Source organism: Nonomuraea sp. NPDC049141, assembly GCF_040648415.1.
Lineage (GTDB): Bacteria > Actinomycetota > Actinomycetes > Streptosporangiales > Streptosporangiaceae > Nonomuraea.
In genome coordinates, this window is the sequence record NZ_JBEZDR010000032.1 from 111,921 (window position 1) to 127,164 (window position 15,244).

The window sequence follows — 15,244 nt, forward strand, 5'->3', positions numbered from 1 at the left end:
ATAAAAAAAGCCCCGAATGGGGCTCGTCAGCGTGCGCCTATGTCAGGCGGCTTTACCGCCGTTCTTGCGATTGTCATTGCCGCTATTGCCCTGCTGGGCCTTCGGCTTAGCGCCAGGTTGTCCAGGGGCGCCAGGCTGCTGAGGCATGGCGTCGGCCATCGCCTTCTGCTGCTCAAGCTGGAGCTTGAATTCGGCCTCTTGCATTTCCTCAAACCTTTGGATCTGCTGGGGCGTATAACCGGCGTCTTCCTGGAGTTGACGCATCGGCACGCCAAGCTGATTAAGCTTGAGCAAGCCGTCGATCTTCTGGCCCTCGCTGCGATACTCGGGGTCGGCCCAGATGGTCTCTGCTCGGGTTTCTTTGGCCTTAGCCTTATCGCCCTTGACCAGGAACGCGAGTCTCATCGACTTCTCCCAGCCCTCGCCGAAATGCAGCTCTCGGTCCTCGACCTTGTTGACAAGGCCGGCCTCACGGGACTGGGTGAACTCGCCGCTATTGGAAGACATGCCGCCACCACCAGCGAAATAGTGGCTGGGCGTGCGGCTAATACTGGCCAGGTGCATCACAAGCATTGTGATTGCGGTCTCATAATTCGCCAGATCCGCTGCCGAAAATTGGCCCCATTTGACGTTCTCCTCTTCAAACAGGAGAAGCCTGTCAATGGCGGCCTGGATGGGGGCGACGGTGTTGCCCTCTTCATCCTCGTTCAGCTCAATGCCTGAGATTATCCGTTGCGGATAGGCGTTGAACTCACTGGCCGTAATCAAATCTGCGGCTATCTTTGAGATGGCCTGCTGGATGGGAAGGATCGGCTTTAGCTCAGACCAAGGTTTGGTTCTCGACAGCCTGGGCCGATTGACGAGCGGTACCACAGGCACGACCTTCAGCGGGTTTTTTGCCGTCTGAGGCTCTCCCCAGAGGGAATCCTTATGCCCCCGCGTAGTCACATAGACCAGGTCGGGGGTCCAGAGCGTGACGTGCTCCTGCCCCCAGTCGTCGCGCTTTTTGGACAAGGCCGCGGCGAGCTTGCGCCTGCTGCCAGGCTGGTACTGCACGACCATCTCAAGGGCGCTCTCAGGCGTGATGGTCGGTTCGTCGTCCTCGTCGCCCCAAACAGTCAAATAGCTGATGCCGGCCACGAGAGCGTCTGTATGGGCCTGCGTGGACTCGGAGTCCAGGAAGTTGGCCTGCCAGATCTTTTGCGCGTCCTCGTCGGCATCAGGAGAGTCTCCCCATCTGAAACCGTCAATGCGCATTCGCTCTGTCATCGAGTCGATGACGACGCCGCAGAAATTATCTCGCCAATCGGCGAAAAGATAGCCGAACTCTTCCTTGAACTTCCTCTGCGCGAAGGCGAGAACCTGTTCCTCGGCGTCGTAATACGTGTTGTAGTACTGCGCCTCAGCGGCTTGAGCGCCTAGCTTTCCTTCAAGGTATGTGATCCACTCGGTTGGAGTGGTAGGGGCAGCACTAATGCCCGGAGTAGGCAATAGCCCACCCCCCTCTATATGTAGGTAGGGTCGGCCGCTACAGGCCGAGCATCTTCTTTCGCTTCCTCAAACGCCCGTCCGCGAGCGCTTCGGCTCGGGCTTCGTGCGCCAGGATGGCGGCGATTGCGCCATCAATCTTTTTCTTGCTGCGCTGGCTTTCCTTCTGCAAGACATAGCCTGTGCGCGTTTCTCTGGTGCGGCAGTTGGCGATGTGTCGCGCTAGGTCACGGTTGCCGTCGTGTTTGAGGGCCTGGCCCATCCCATGGGCATCGGTATGAAAGCGCTCGATGGCCTCGACCATTGGGCGGTCACGGTTGGTCGGAAATTCGTAGACCACCTTGTCGCCGTACTCCATGGCCCACTGATTGACTGTCGTCTGCCAGTAATAGGGGTCAGCCATCATCCATTCAACGCGGTATTTCTTGAAGACCTCGTGTACGCGAGCGTCTACCGCAATCGCGTCCACTTCCCAGCCTGGGCGGCCGTCGTCTTCCCAGAGGCCCAAGAGGAAGAGCTTGCCATCTCGGAGGCGGGAAGCTACCAGACAGGTCGCGTCGTTTCTGACACTGCCATCGAATCCAAGCGCTATCTGCTCTCGCGGCAGGAGAGGGTCATCCTCTTCGGCTAGCGAATCCCAGATGGCCTTTTCAATCCACGTATCGGCCGTCTCCTGAATTTTGTTCAGGTAAAATCGGTAGGCCACCGCGGCAGGAGTTCGAGGATCCTGAATAGCCGTGAGAATGCCGTCCAGGTCCACCCAGTGGGCATCGGCGTACGCCTCGCGCAGGCCCGCCATGACGGCCTCAGGGTCGTTGAGATCGATGTCCCCGCTTGCCTCAACACAGTCGTAGAGGAGGCTGCTCGTGCCAGCGAGCATCGCCTCATAGGTGCGCTGCGCGACGCTGTTCTCGGCGGGATTGTGGGCGTTGGTCGTCTCGATGAGACGGGAGCCGGCGCCGCTCGTCTTACGGACGTTCCGGTCTAGGGTCTCCCAGACGTACACGCCTGCATTGCTCTCTACCCAGTGGTGCGTCTCGTCGCAGATGACCATGGTCGGCCTGGCGCCTTCCAGGCCACGGCTGGAGCTGGTGACTGGCTCGATGCGACCAGGGCGGCCGGTTCTGAACTGAATCAGACCCTTGCCGATGTCCAAGCCGTAATGCTCTTCAGCGGGAGACTCCGCGAGCATTCCGCGGATCATGTCTCGCGTGTTGGCCGTCTGGTCGATGCTCGTGGCGGCGATCTGCACCAAGGGCAGCGCTACACGCGTGCCCACCGGCATGCCGTCCTTGTCCCAGTGGGAGAAGCGAGCCGGACCGATGAACTCGATCACGGCCAAGGCGGCGAGCAACGGTGTCTTGCCGTGTCCCTTGGGGCGGCGAAGGGAAGCCGTGCTGTAGAGCCAGCGGCCTTGATCGTCGATGGCGTAGAGCCACAGCAGAAATTTCTTTTGCTCTGTGGTGAACTGCCACGACTCCCCAGCTCGGGGGCCGTCAGGCTGGACGATGTAGGTCTCAGCCCAGCGAAGGATCTGGTAGCCGAGAGAGCGTGACGGGTGTGGAACTCCGGGGGGGAGGTTTCCGGTCTGCGCCAGATGACCACCCCCTTGTTTAGTTCGTTAGCCGCTCAGCTCGCGGTAGAGATCCATGTCGACGACGCCCTCGGGCAGGTCGTCGCCATCTGCCTCGTCCTGGAGGCGATCGAGCTTCATGCGCAGGCTTTGCCTGTCGCGCACGGTGGCGCCTAGGCGCTCTTCATTCAGGCGGATCTCGGCAAGGACCTTGAGGTCTCCCTGCCAGTAGCTTTCGATCATGGGCGCGAGCATCTGAAGCCGCTCCCAGTCAGTCGGCAGGAAGGCTTCGGCCTGTGCCGAACTGGCCCAGGTGTCCCACCACCGTTGGGTGGCTGTGCTGTACTTCGCCCTCTTGAAGAGGGGGGGCGCCTCTGCCCCGCGGCCGGTTAGTCCCTCACTGGGCTGTTTATTACGCCTTGCGGCATTTATCTTCGGTGTTGGGCCTCTACCAGCCACGGTTCACCCCCTTGTGATTGCAGATACTTGACGAGACAGCGGCTCTCGACGCCGCGCCCGGTATGATTTAGGCGATGCCTCCTGTAGGGCCTAGGTTCCACCAGGGAGGCAAGGGGCAGGGAACGTTGGCGTTCGCCTGTTCGTGTTAGCTCGGCCAGCTACGCCCTAGTAGCTGGGGGCTGCTCTGGGAAGGGATCGTTCAGAGTGGCCCTGCATAGGGAACCGGGCAAGGCACTAAGAGGAAGTATGAGAAAGTATGAGAAAGCCGTCAGATCGAGTATCTGAGGGAGGGTAGATGCTTAGCTCAACTCTGCTGGTGGGCTGAGGTAACAACCAATGGGGACCGATCTGGGAGCATGGCTCTCGGACATAGGTCCCGCTGGTGCGGCTGTCTTTATTGCCTACCGCTTGCTTGCGATCCTGGGCGCCAGATTGCTACTGGCAGCGGCCCACAAGTACAAGCTGGGTAACGGAGAGGCATGCATCACGCTGGTTAGAATCTCAGTTCGATGGAGTCAAGAGGCGCCACAGGAAGAGTCAGAGGCGTTAGAACAAGCGCCAGACGACACACCAGCGGTAGATAGTCCGCAAGCAGATACCGGCGATGCCATCACCCCGGACGGGGGTGATGCGGTCGTTTAGATAGGCCCCCTCTTCTGAGGGGGCCTTCTGCATGTTGCGGGATGGAAGGACTCGAACCTTCTCCACCAGCCCGTTTCGCACGGGGACTAGCCGTGTTACTCGGGGCGAGAGTGCACGCCTACACCGCATCCCTAGGCCCATGCCGCCAGCTAGTCAGGCCGGGACAGTGACCAATCTGGAGAGCGTCGGCCGATTTGAGCGCTACTCGGCCGACGCTTCGTGGCGGGGGTGGGATTTGAACCCACGATCTCAGGGCCTATGAAACCCGCGAGGACAACCAGACTCCTCTACCCCGCTATTTGCCCGTGGAATCACGGGCTGACAAGCTAATGCACTGCGATGAGGGGATATCGCGATTCATTCGTCCAGATCCCCGTACTGAACAGCTCCAACGGCAGTTCATCGGAGATGCTGGAGTAACAGTCAGCCACGGTCTGAGAGTGGTAAACGCCGCTTTCGGCGACGGGGATAGATACACCAACCAGATCGATAAAGCGGATCGCAACCCACACACGCCAAGACTCGTCACGCGCCGCGACCGGGTATTGAAGACCGACCTTTGCCAAGTGGCTCGGGCTAAGACCGTTTTCGCCTCGGACGATCGGGTACGTTCCTGCGCTTTTGGTCTCGTAGAGAACAACCTCGGCAGTGCCATTGAAATATGAGTCCGGGATGAACGGCATGACTACCGTTGAGAGGGATTGACCAGCAGGAACGGTCAGACGCACGGCCCACATCTTGGGCGCTGCGCTAGCAGGAATGATGCTGGACAGAGCCCAGAGCGGAACAGTCTGGACCGGGCTGTAGTAGCCGGATCGCGTCTCGATCAAGTGCTCTCCTCAAAGATAGCGAACGGGTTGTGGGCCATGATTTGCCTAGCCGAGCCAGGCGGACCCTTCGCAGGCCGAATCCGAACCAAGGTAGGTCTCGGTACCTGAGTCCTTGATTGCCCAGGCTCGGACGGACGAGCACCACTGCTGATTCCCGGACCGGTTGGTCGCCGAGGTGTTCGTGTCACACTGCCGAGACCAGCACCGGGTCGCGTCGCCACCCACAGAAGAACCGTCCATGGTCAGGTCCATCTCGATATAGAGGCTCTCGTCGGAGGTGACAGAGCTGCATGAGACCAGGCCCGAGCCGTAAACGGTTGGGCTGCTGTACGTCGGGGTGTAAGCCGTGATGGAGCAACCAGAGGCGGCCTGGGCCGGCGTAGCAACGGCGATCACACTAGCGACGCCCAGAACGACGGCGGCGAAGCTAGAGAGCTTCTTAAGCTTGAAAAGCAAACATCTCTCCAGAGAGTTGATTAGTTAGTACAGCGCACAAGAACGCCTGACATTGCCCAAGCTGGGCAATGCGTTTACGATCACCGCCATGTGGACATTGATCGGCATTTGCGCCGTAGTCGTGGCGTCGAGGATCTTCATCAGCCTGGCGACAGTCACGCGCAGGATGAGCTACCGGACAGCCGTGGGATACCTGTGGATCTACACTGCGGCAGTTGGGACCCTGAGCCTCTTCCTGCTGTTACGCAGCCCCAATGCGTTAGCCACGGCCGGGATCGTGGTGATCTTCGGGCCAGGTATCTTTGTGGCTCTCAGGCAGCTCGCCGTCTCTCGGTGAGGGTCTTGACCTTGTGACAGGTCGGACAGATCGCCTTCAAGTTGCTGTAGTCGTGGCTGCCGCCACGGGCGACGGGGACCACATGGTCAACCTCGGTCGCTCCTGGTCTGCGGCAGACGTAGCAGACGCCACGGTCGCGGGTAAGGACGAAGCGGCGGCGGCGGCGCCAGTCGCTTGGTCGGCTCGCGTTCCGAGCTGACACACGTGCCCACGGCTTGCGTGTGTCCTTCGGCTGGTCCGTGGCACAACGACCACCTTTGGTGACAATCCCATGACAGCCAGAAACGTTGCAAATCCTGTTCGCCAAGGTCGCCACCTCCAAGTTGAATTGGTGCTGCGGCACCCACCTGCTACGCAACATCAGCCAAACCCCAAGACACTCGTGTTATAGACGAAAGCTGGCTTGGCTACCCGTGACATAAAAAGAGCCGCTCCTGAGGGCGGCTCTTACTAAGTTCATTAGTCAGCTAGATGGTTGAACTTGGTGTTCAACCTCTAGGCATAGATAGTTAGAGGGGTAAGGAGCTGGGCAGGGTAGCCTCTTGGATAACGATGACGTAACGACGTCTGGGGGCATGAGAGAGGCCCCCTGGCCAGAATTGCAGGGGGCCTCAGCCGCCAGCCGCGATAGCCCTACCTTGGCTGACAGTTCTCGTACGAGAGTGTACTAGGCGTCTGGGAAGTAGTAGCTAGCGATCAGCCAGACGGCGAGGACGAACACGGCGCGGAGGATGGCAGTGGGCGTGATGCCTTCGCTGAGCGGGTCTGGCATGGCTATTTGACCGCCTGCCCCTGTGCTTGCTGGGCGATTCGGACGAGGTCCTGCACCTCGCCGAAGTCCACTTGGAACTGTAATACTCCTGACCTTTTGTCGTACTTAATGATGACCTTGATTTCCAAAAGGAATTGATTTCGCTGTTGCTTGTTGCACGACTGCCAGTATTCTCGGACGGTGCTGCCCGTGGGCAGGAAGCGGTAGCCGTTGCCTTGTTCCTTGCTCTCTTTGATTAGCTTCCTGCGTCGACTCTCGTAGTCGTCGAGCTGGGATCTGTAGAACTCTTCATCGTCCTCATACTTGTCCGCGAGGTAGTCGTCCTTCAGCTCCTTGATCAGCTCTCCGAGCTTGCGGATTTCGTGCCGGTGATCCACAACGGCGCGGTACTCGCGGCGGTAGCGGGGAACGTCGCCAAAAGTCTCCCACTCATAACCAAGGTGGTCTAGGCGAAAATTGAGAAGAGAATCCTCAAGGTAATCCTCGATGTCTTCCGCGTTGAGACCTGGATTGAGGCAGTCGTTCATTTTTCTTCTCCGCGCGTCGCAGGCATAGCGGGCCTTCCGCTGATATCCGCCTGTGCCGATGTGCTCGGGTTGGTAATGCAGCACGCTGCCGCAGACACAGTGGCCAACCCTGCGCAGTGGGGAGGTGTCCATCCTGATCGGCGTCTCGGAGCGGCGGCGCTTGTAGAGGGCCGCCTGAAGCCGGTCGAAGGTCTCCACGTCGATGAGGGCTGGCCACCCTTTGACGGGATCGCCGTTGGTGTCGCGCATGGGCTTGCCAGCGTGGGTCATCTCTCCGAGAAGGGCCCGGTTGCTCAGGATGAAGCGGACGCTCATGATGCTCCATCCCCACTTGGCCGCCCCCTTCTCGGGATTTGCTGCCTGTCGGGGTGTGGGAACCCCTAGATCCTCAAGTCGCTGCGTCACTTGGTTGAGTGATACGCCAGCAATCACCCAGTCGATTACCTTCAGGATGATCTCGGCGTAGTATGGAACCCATTCGATCGTCCCGTCAGCGGCTCGCCTAAGGCCGAACGGGAGTTTCCCGCCTTGCCATCCGCCACGCTTTCGAATATTGATCTTGTTAGTGCGTGCTCGTTCGCGGTATTTCTTGAGATCGTCCTCAGCCATCAACGCACGCATGCTGATGTTTAAATGATCTTCGGGATTGGAGAAGTCGGTGCCTTCGGTAATAAAGGCACACCCCTTCTTGATCTTCTCCATGAAGCGCCACATGATGTGGGTGTCCGCCTGGTCGCGCGATAGGCGATCTTGTTTCCATACGAGCATCGTGTCGAACTGGTCGAGGCGGTTGTTGAGCCACTCGCCTAGCTCGCCTCGTGCGAATGGGTCCACGCTCCCGGAGACGTTGAGGTCCACGGCCCATCCGACGATTTCGATAGGGGGGTCGTGCTCTGCGGCCCACTCCTCGATCATGGATTGCTGCACGGACTCGCTCACGTCTTGTTTCATCACTTTGCGTGAGCGACGTATGACGCCGAGTCCTCGGATTGCCCTGTCTGGCACGCTACCCTGCTCTCTGTGCCGGGGTGGGATGATCACCACTGTAAGGCGGTGTTTTGACCAACATCGACTTCACCGACTTCGAGATCGCCATTCCGGCCTTCCTCACGATCGTGGTCATGCCGTTCACGTACTCGATCTCGAACGGGATCGGCGCCGGCTTCCTCAGCTACGTGCTTATCAAGATCGTCAAGGGCAAGGTGCGGGAGATCCACCCGCTGTTGTGGGTGGTCACGGCGCTGTTCGTGATCTACTTCGCCCTCGGTCCGATCAGGGTACTTTTCGGGGTCTGACGTGGTGAGGCCGTCCGTCGCATGAGGGGCGGCCTCGGGGTATCAAGGAGTGAGATGAAAGGTGAGGTAGGGAAATAACGTGGAATGCCGTATAGTTAGCAAAGGTAATGACTCATGCTAACCAAGAACCAGTCCCAGATAAACCTGCGCAGCGACGCAGGCCTGGCCACAGCCCTGCGCGTGTCGCTGGCGCGGCTGACCAGGCGGCTACGACGACAAGCGGCGGCGCACTCGCTGACTCCCACGCAGTTCGCGACGCTCGCCGCGGTGGAACGGCATTCCGCGATAACCCCCGGCGAATTGGCCGAGCACGAGAAGGTGCAACCTCCCTCGATGACTCGCGTGATCGCCGCGCTAGAGGAACGCGGTCTGGTGACCCGTACCCCGCACCCGACCGACCGGCGACAAGTGACCGTGAGCGTGACCGAGGCCGCCCAGAAACTGCTGAGGGAGGAACGACGTCTCAAGGAAGCGTGGCTGAGCCAGCGGTTGAAGGAGCTGACCGCGGAGGAGAGGTCCATCCTCAGGCAGGCGGCGCCGATTCTGGAGAAGCTCAGCAGGATCTAGAGCCTGAAGAACCCAAGACCGGGATGTTCCGGTCACTCAAGGTACGCAACTACCGCATGTTCGTAGCCGGTGGCGCCGTGTCCAACGTCGGCGGCTGGCTGCAACGCACCGCCCAGGACTGGCTGGTGCTCGATCTGACCCACGGCAGCGCGGCGGCCCTCGGTATGGCGACCGCGCTGCAGTTCCTGCCGATGCTGCTGTTCGGGCTCTTCGGCGGCGTGCTGGCCGACCGCTACCCCAAGCGGCCGATCCTCATCGTGGCGCAGTCACTGATGGCCGTGCTCGCCCTGGCCATCGGCGTGCTGACGATGACGGGCACCGCGCAGGTGTGGCACGTCTACGTGATGGCGTTCACGCTGGGCCTGATCTCCTGCGTCGAGGTGCCGACCCGGCAGGCGTTCGTGGTCGAGATGGTGGGCCGCGCGGACCTGTCGAACGCGATCGCGCTCAACAGCTCCAGCTTCAACCTGGCCCGCGTCATGGGGCCGGCGATCGCCGGCGTGCTCATCTACCTGTTCGGCGGCACCGGACCGCTCTTCCTGATCAACGCGGTCACGTTCGCCGGGGTGATCTCCAGCCTGATCTTCATGCGCAAGTCCGAGCTGAACCTCTCCGTTCCCGTGCCCAGAGCCAAGGGCCAGCTCCGCGAGGGGCTGAGCTACGTGCTGCACCGCGAAGAGCTGCTGATGCCGGTGCTGCTGATCGGCTTCGTGTCGATGTTCTCGCAGTCGTTCTCGATGTCGATCGCGCTCATGGCCCGCGAGGTCTTCAAGGCGGGCGCCTCGTCGTTCGGCCTGGCCTCCAGCATGTTCGCCGTCGGCGCGCTGGGCGGGGCGTTGCTCGCCGCGCGCCGGGCCCGCCCGTCACGCAGGATGCTGATCGCCGGTGCGATCGGGTTCGGACTGTTCCAGATCGCGACCGGGCTCGCCCCGTTCTACCCCGTGTACCTGCTGCTGCTGATCCCCACCGGCATCGCGCTGATCACGATCAACACGGCCGCGAACGCGAGCGTCCAGCTCGCCACGGCACCGGACATGCGCGGCCGCGTCATGGGCATCTACATGCTGGTCTTCACCGGTGGCGCGCCCATCGGCGCCCCGCTGATCGGCTGGCTGTCCGAGCTGGGCGGCCCCAGGGCGGGCGTCATGCTCTCCGGGGTGCTCGTGCTGGTCGGCACCGGGGTCGCGGTGCTGCTGACGAAGCTGATCGCCGCGCGGGTGAGCGAGCCGGTGCTGGCGGTCGCCTGAGAAGGTTGCAGAATCGGGTGGCATGAGGTTATTCGCGGCGCTGATGCCGCCCGATGAGGTGCTCGACGAGATCGAGCGAGCCATCGCGCCGCATGTCGGGCAGGTGCCGGGCCTGCGCTGGCCGGACCGCGCCACCTGGCACATCACGCTGGCCTTCTTCGGCGAGGTGCCCGAGCACGTCCTGCCGGAGCTGGAGGTACGGTTGGCCCGCGCCGTGAGCCGGCACACCAGCCTGGACCTGGCCTTCACCGGGTTCGGGGCGTTCTCGTCCGCCCGCCGGGCCAGGGTGTTCTGGGCCGGGCTCTCGGGCGACCCGATGATCCGGCTGTCGGAGTCGGTCAAGGCGGGCGCCCGCCGCGCGGGGGCCGTACAGACCGATGAGAAGCGCTTCCATCCGCACCTGACGCTCGCGCGGGCGAGGACGGAGCTGGACCTCCGCCCGCTCGTCGAGTCACTGTCCGGGTTCAGCGGCTCGCCCTGGCGGGCGGGGTCCGTGCATCTCGTACGCAGCCATCAGGGCGCGCAGGTGAGGTACGAGTCACTGGCCGAATGGGACCTGGCACCCGCCGAGCACGATTAGGCTCACATTGTGGACCGTCCTCGCCAATGGCTGCTGCCTGTAGTGCTCGGCCTCCTGCTGCTGATCGTCGTGATCGGCGCCCTGCTGACCTGAGCTACCAGGCGTAGTCCTCCGGCGCCGTCTTGTGCCCGGGGAAGATCTCGTCGAGGCGGGCCAGCGCCTGCTCGTCCAGTTCGATCTCCAGCGTACGCAGGCTGCCGTCGAGCTGCTCCAGCGTGCGCGGGCCGATGATCGGGCCGGTGACCGCGGGCTGCTTCAGCAGCCAGGCCAGAGCCACGTGCGCGGGGTCCTCGCCGAGTTCGTCGCAGAACTTCTCGTACCGCTCGATCTTGTCGCGGTGCTTCTCGAGCTCCGTGACCATGCGGTCGGCGGCCGACCGGCCCTTGTCGATCTTGCGAAGCACGCCGCCCAGCAGGCCGCCGGCCAGCGGGCTCCACGGGATCACGCCGAGGCCGTAGTCCTGGCAGGCGGGCAGCACCTCCAGTTCGACCGCGCGGGTGAGCAGGTTGTAGTGGCTCTGCTCGCTGACCAGCCCGATCGAGTTGCGGCGCGCCGCGGTCTCCTGGGCCTTGGCGATGTGCCAGCCCGCGAAGTTGGACGAACCCACGTACAGGATCTTGCCTTGCTGCTTGAGGACGTCCATGGCCTCCCAGAACTCGTCGAACGGTGTGTTCCGGTCGACGTGGTGGGCCTGGTAGATGTCGATGTAGTCGGTCTGCATGCGCTTGAGCGAGGCGTCGCAGGCGCGGCGGATGTTCAGCGCGGAGAGCAGGTTTTCGTTGGGCCAGTCACCCATCGAGCCGTAGAGCTTGGTCGCGATGACCGTCTTCTCCCGGCGGCCCCCGCCCTTGGCGAACCAGCGGCCGAGGATCTGCTCGGTGATCCCCTCGCCCTGCTTCCAGCCGTACACGTTGGCCGTGTCGAAGAAGTTGATGCCCAGCTCATGGGCCCTGTCCATGATCACGAAGGAGTCTTCCTCCGAGGTCACGGGGCCGAAGTTCATGGTGCCGAGGCAGAGTGGACTGACCCGGAGGCCACTGCGTCCGAGGTTCACATAATCCATGACCTCCACCCTAAGTACCTGGAGTGCACTCCAGCCAAGTAGGGTCGGCCGGGTGAGGTCGGGCATCCTACGCGCAGCGGTGCCCCTGTTCCTCTCCATGGTCACGACCACGCTCGGCACGCTCGTGGTCACCTCCGTGCTCGGCAGGCACGCCACCGTCACGCTGGCCGCCTTCGCGGTCATGTCGGCCGTGCTGAACCCCGCCTCGGCCGCCGTCGTGGGCGCTCTGCGCGGGCTCGCGCCGTTCGTCGCGCCGTACAAGGACTCGCCCGCGGCGGCCGTGCCGATCCTGCGGGACGCGCGCTGGCTCACCCTGTTGGTGGGTACGGCCGGCGCGCTCGCGGTGCTCTGCGTGCCGATGCTGGCCCGCGCCACCGGGGCGCCCGCCGAGGTCGTGGCCGAGCTGGGGCCGCTGCCCTGGCTCCTCGCGCTCTATCTGCTGGTGTTCGCCTCGGGTGGCGGGGCCAACACCGTGCTCGTGGCGCTCGGCCACAGCCGCCAGGTGCTCTGGTCCAGCCTGGCGGCCACCGCCGCGATGATCGGTTGCACGGTCGCCCTGGTGCCGCCGTTCGGCCTGACCGGCGTGGGCGTCGCCTGGCTGCTGTCGGGCGTCGCGGGCGTGGCCGTCTCGAACCTCTGCCTGCGCCGCGCCCTCGGGACGCGCGTCGGCCAGGCCCGGCCGCGGATCAGGGAGATCGTCCGGCTCGGCCGGGTGAGCATCCCGCTGGCCGGGACCGTCCTGATCAAGTTCGGCGGCCTCGGGGTCGTCACCTTCGCCGCGAGCGCGACCGGCACGCGTGACGTGGCCGCGCACGCGGTGCTGAGCACGCTCACCGCGTTCATCATGCTGTTCTCGATCTCCGTGGCGCAGGCGTCGGTGCCCGAGGTGGCCAGGGCCCGTGATGTGACGGAGGCGCGCCGGGCCAACCGGACCGCGGCACTGCTCGCCCTGGCGGGGACGGCGGTCGCCGCGGCCGTGCTGCTCGGGTTCGGTGACTCGGCGCTGATGCTGTTCAGCGAGGACCCGAGCGTGCGGGAGCGAGCCGCGGCGCTGCTGCCGCTGATGCTGCTGGCCTCGACGGCCGATGGGGCGCAGGCGGTTCAGGGCATCGGGCTCACCGCGCTCAAGCGGTCGGGAGCGAGCCTGATCTACTTCGCCGCCGGTTACGGGCTGATGGTGGCCGTCGCCGCACCCGTGGCCGCCGCCTGGGGGCTCGCCGGGCTGTGGTGGCTCATGGCGGTGACCAACGGCGTGCTGGTCGTGCTGCAGGGCACCGGGTTCCACCGGCACAGCGCGAGGGTGGGCGCGGCAGCCGTTGGGGCATGATGGCGGGGTGGGGGATCTTTTGCAGCGAACGACCGCCGGGGTGATCGCGGTGTTCGCCGTTTTCATGGCCGCTAGTCCGGCCTTCGCCGAAGACAGCGAGAAGAAGCTGTTCACCTTCAAGGATCCGCGGATCACCGAGTCGAGCGGGCTGGCCGTGTCGCCGACGCTGGAGGGCGTCTTCTACACGCACAACGACAGCTCCGCGGCGCCGACGTTCTACGCGGTCGGGACCGATGGGCGGACGCGGGCGACGTTCCGCGTCCAGGGGGCGCAGGCTCGCGACTGGGAGGCGATGGCCGCGAGCAAGGATCCCGCCACGGGGCGTGGGGTGCTGTGGTTCGCCGACATCGGCGACAACCTGAACGGCGCCTGGCCGGATGTCTCCGTCTACAAGGTCATGGAGCCGTCGAGCTTGAGGAATGCCACGCTTCCTGCGGTCCGCTACCGGTTTCGGTACGCGGACGGCGCCAGGAACGCCGAAGGCATCATGGTCAACCCGGTGACCGGACGGCTCTTCGTGGTGTCGAAGGAGTTCTCCGGGTCGGTGTACCAGGCGCCCAAGAAGCTCAGGACCGATCGGGTCAACGTGCTCCGCAAGGTGGGCGCGGCCCCGATCATGGCGACGGACGCCGCGTACGCGCCCGACGGCATGTCGTACGTCATCCGTACGTACTTCTCGGCCACGGTCTACCGCCCCTCGGGGGAGTCGATCGCCAAGGTGTCGATGCCGGAGCTGAAGCAGGCCGAGTCCATCGCCTACACGAGCGACGGCAAGAGCCTGCTGACCGGCTCGGAGGGCGTCCGCAGCCCGGTCTACCAGGTGGCGCTGCCCGCGGCCGCGCTGCCGTCCACCCGGCCGTCCAGTTCGCCGACTCCCCGCTCGAAGGCGGCCGCCTCGCCGTCCGCCCGGCCGGCGCCGGCCGAGGGGCTCAGCCCGAGGGACGTGCTGATCTGGCTGGCCGCCGCCGTGGGCGCCACCGGCGTCATCGCGTTAGTCGCCCGCCGCACCCGGTAGGCGCCTCAAGGCTTGAGCACGATCTTGCCACGGGTGTGACGCTTCTCCAGTTCGCGGTAGGCGTCCTGGACCTCGTCCAGGCCGTACGTACCGGCGATCGGGATCTCCAGCCGGCCCGCGCTGATCAGCGCGGCCAGTTCGGCGAGCACCGCGGCGCTGGCCGCGGCCATGTTCCCCTCGGCCTTGACCCCGTACTTCTCGACGGCCTGGAAGTTGATGATCGTGTCGATCCGCTCAGGAGCGACTCCGAGGTCGAGGGCGATCTCGACATAGTCGGCGCCGAAGGCGTCGATAAAGGCGTCGACCTTCCTGCCGCCGGCGGCGGTCCTGATGCGGTCGGCGACCCCCTCTCCATAGGCGACGGGGATCGCACCATGGTCGGCGAGCCACTGGTGGTTGGCCTCGCTCGCCAGACCGATCACGGTGGCGCCGGTGTCGCGGGCGAGCTGAACCGCGATCGACCCCACTCCACCCGCGGCACCGGAGATCACCACCGTGTCGCCCGGACCTGCCGCAACCGCCCGTACCGCCGCGTATGCCGTGGTTCCCGACACGAACAGCGATCCGGCCTGCTCCCACGGAACGTCAGCGGGCCGGCGAGTGAGATCGGCGGCCTCCACGACGACGAACTCGGCATGGCTCGCCCGGTTGTGGGTGAACCCGATCACCTCATCGCCGCTGGTGAACCCGTCGACCCCCGCGCCGACCTCCGCCACCACCCCGGCCAGATCGCTGCCCTGTCCGGAGGGGAACGTTGCCGGCCAACGGTCATGCAGCGCTCCGGTACGGATCATCGCCTCACCCGGGTTGATCGCCGCCGCCTCGACCCGCACCAGGACCTGGCCGGGTCCGGGGACCGGCCGGTCCACCTCGACGACCCGCAGAACCTCGATGCCGCCGTACTGCTGAAATCTCACTGCCTTGGACATCCCATGCTCCTTGATCTTGTGTCCTCGCCGGCACTGACCACGCTGCCAGGGGTCCGCGGCGGACACGAGCGGACAGGCTTCCCTAGGATCGGCAGTCCCAGTCTGGCCGTGCTGACCTGGGGGAAGGCTCGGCGATG

General features: G+C 63.9%; 15 protein-coding genes and 1 tRNA gene. 7 read left to right on the plus strand and 9 right to left on the minus strand.

From position 1 onward, the window contains the following. Window positions 1-42 precede the first annotated feature (42 nt). The 5 genes from AB0B91_RS57730 to AB0B91_RS57750 all read right to left on the minus strand — a co-directional run bounded on the left by AB0B91_RS57730 (window position 43) and on the right by AB0B91_RS57750 (window position 4,992). Window positions 43-1,491, minus strand: coding sequence for a phage portal protein (locus AB0B91_RS57730; RefSeq protein ID WP_358340488.1), 1,449 nt, complete (start codon window positions 1,489-1,491; stop codon window positions 43-45). Between the two features lie 37 nt (window positions 1,492-1,528). Further along, entirely contained in the window at window positions 1,529-2,824 is a 1,296-nt protein-coding gene (locus tag AB0B91_RS57735; protein WP_358340490.1) for a hypothetical protein, read from the minus strand. A gap of 285 nt (window positions 2,825-3,109) precedes the next feature. After that, window positions 3,110-3,304 carry a hypothetical protein gene (locus AB0B91_RS57740; protein ID WP_358340492.1) on the minus strand — a complete coding sequence of 65 codons (195 nt, stop codon included), beginning with the start codon at window positions 3,302-3,304 and terminating at the stop codon, window positions 3,110-3,112. Window positions 3,305-4,382: 1,078 nt separating this feature from the next. Further along, window positions 4,383-4,459 (minus strand) — tRNA-Met (locus AB0B91_RS57745). 29 nt (window positions 4,460-4,488) lie between these two features. After that, window positions 4,489-4,992, minus strand: a complete 504-nt coding sequence (locus AB0B91_RS57750) for a hypothetical protein (RefSeq protein WP_358340494.1) — start codon at window positions 4,990-4,992, stop codon at window positions 4,489-4,491. Window positions 4,993-5,536: 544 nt separating this feature from the next. Here AB0B91_RS57750 and AB0B91_RS57755 point away from each other — a divergent pair. Next, window positions 5,537-5,785, plus strand: coding sequence for a hypothetical protein (locus tag AB0B91_RS57755; RefSeq protein WP_358340610.1), 249 nt, complete (start codon window positions 5,537-5,539; stop codon window positions 5,783-5,785). Here the strand turns inward: AB0B91_RS57755 and AB0B91_RS57760 are convergent. Next, window positions 5,760-6,146, minus strand: coding sequence for an HNH endonuclease signature motif containing protein (locus AB0B91_RS57760; RefSeq protein ID WP_358340496.1), 387 nt, complete (start codon window positions 6,144-6,146; stop codon window positions 5,760-5,762). The two genes, AB0B91_RS57755 and AB0B91_RS57760, sit on opposite strands and share 26 nt — an antisense overlap. 413 nt (window positions 6,147-6,559) lie before the next feature. Continuing rightward, window positions 6,560-8,128, minus strand: a complete 1,569-nt coding sequence (locus AB0B91_RS57765; protein ID WP_358340498.1) for a recombinase family protein — start codon at window positions 8,126-8,128, stop codon at window positions 6,560-6,562. Window positions 8,129-8,142: 14 nt separating this feature from the next. Here AB0B91_RS57765 and AB0B91_RS57770 point away from each other — a divergent pair, with 14 nt between their 5' ends. From AB0B91_RS57770 to thpR, 4 genes are all read left to right on the plus strand, one after another. Next, on the plus strand, window positions 8,143-8,379 hold the full coding sequence (locus tag AB0B91_RS57770) for a hypothetical protein (RefSeq protein ID WP_358340500.1): 237 nt from the start codon (window positions 8,143-8,145) through the stop codon (window positions 8,377-8,379). 114 nt (window positions 8,380-8,493) lie between these two features. Beyond that, entirely contained in the window at window positions 8,494-8,946 is a 453-nt protein-coding gene (locus tag AB0B91_RS57775) for a MarR family transcriptional regulator (protein WP_358340501.1), read from the plus strand. 23 nt (window positions 8,947-8,969) lie between these two features. Beyond that, on the plus strand, window positions 8,970-10,193 hold the full coding sequence (locus AB0B91_RS57780) for an MFS transporter (RefSeq protein WP_358340503.1): 1,224 nt from the start codon (window positions 8,970-8,972) through the stop codon (window positions 10,191-10,193). 22 nt (window positions 10,194-10,215) lie between these two features. Beyond that, on the plus strand, window positions 10,216-10,773 hold the full coding sequence (gene thpR / locus AB0B91_RS57785) for an RNA 2',3'-cyclic phosphodiesterase (RefSeq protein WP_358340505.1): 558 nt from the start codon (window positions 10,216-10,218) through the stop codon (window positions 10,771-10,773). Window positions 10,774-10,867: 94 nt separating this feature from the next. Here the strand turns inward: thpR and AB0B91_RS57790 are convergent, their stop codons facing one another. Beyond that, window positions 10,868-11,836, minus strand: a complete 969-nt coding sequence (locus tag AB0B91_RS57790) for an aldo/keto reductase (RefSeq protein WP_358340507.1) — start codon at window positions 11,834-11,836, stop codon at window positions 10,868-10,870. Between the two features lie 52 nt (window positions 11,837-11,888). Between AB0B91_RS57790 and AB0B91_RS57795 the strand changes: the two genes are divergently transcribed. Next, entirely contained in the window at window positions 11,889-13,163 is a 1,275-nt protein-coding gene (locus AB0B91_RS57795; RefSeq protein WP_358340509.1) for an MATE family efflux transporter, read from the plus strand. A gap of 7 nt (window positions 13,164-13,170) precedes the next feature. After that, on the plus strand, window positions 13,171-14,178 hold the full coding sequence (locus tag AB0B91_RS57800) for a hypothetical protein (protein WP_358340511.1): 1,008 nt from the start codon (window positions 13,171-13,173) through the stop codon (window positions 14,176-14,178). A 5-nt stretch (window positions 14,179-14,183) separates the two neighbouring features. On the opposite strand, the gene AB0B91_RS57805 is transcribed toward AB0B91_RS57800, so the two are convergent. Further along, a complete protein-coding gene (locus AB0B91_RS57805) occupies window positions 14,184-15,107 on the minus strand; it encodes an NADP-dependent oxidoreductase (protein ID WP_358340513.1) in 924 nt (307 codons plus the stop codon). Window positions 15,108-15,244 lie beyond the last annotated feature (137 nt).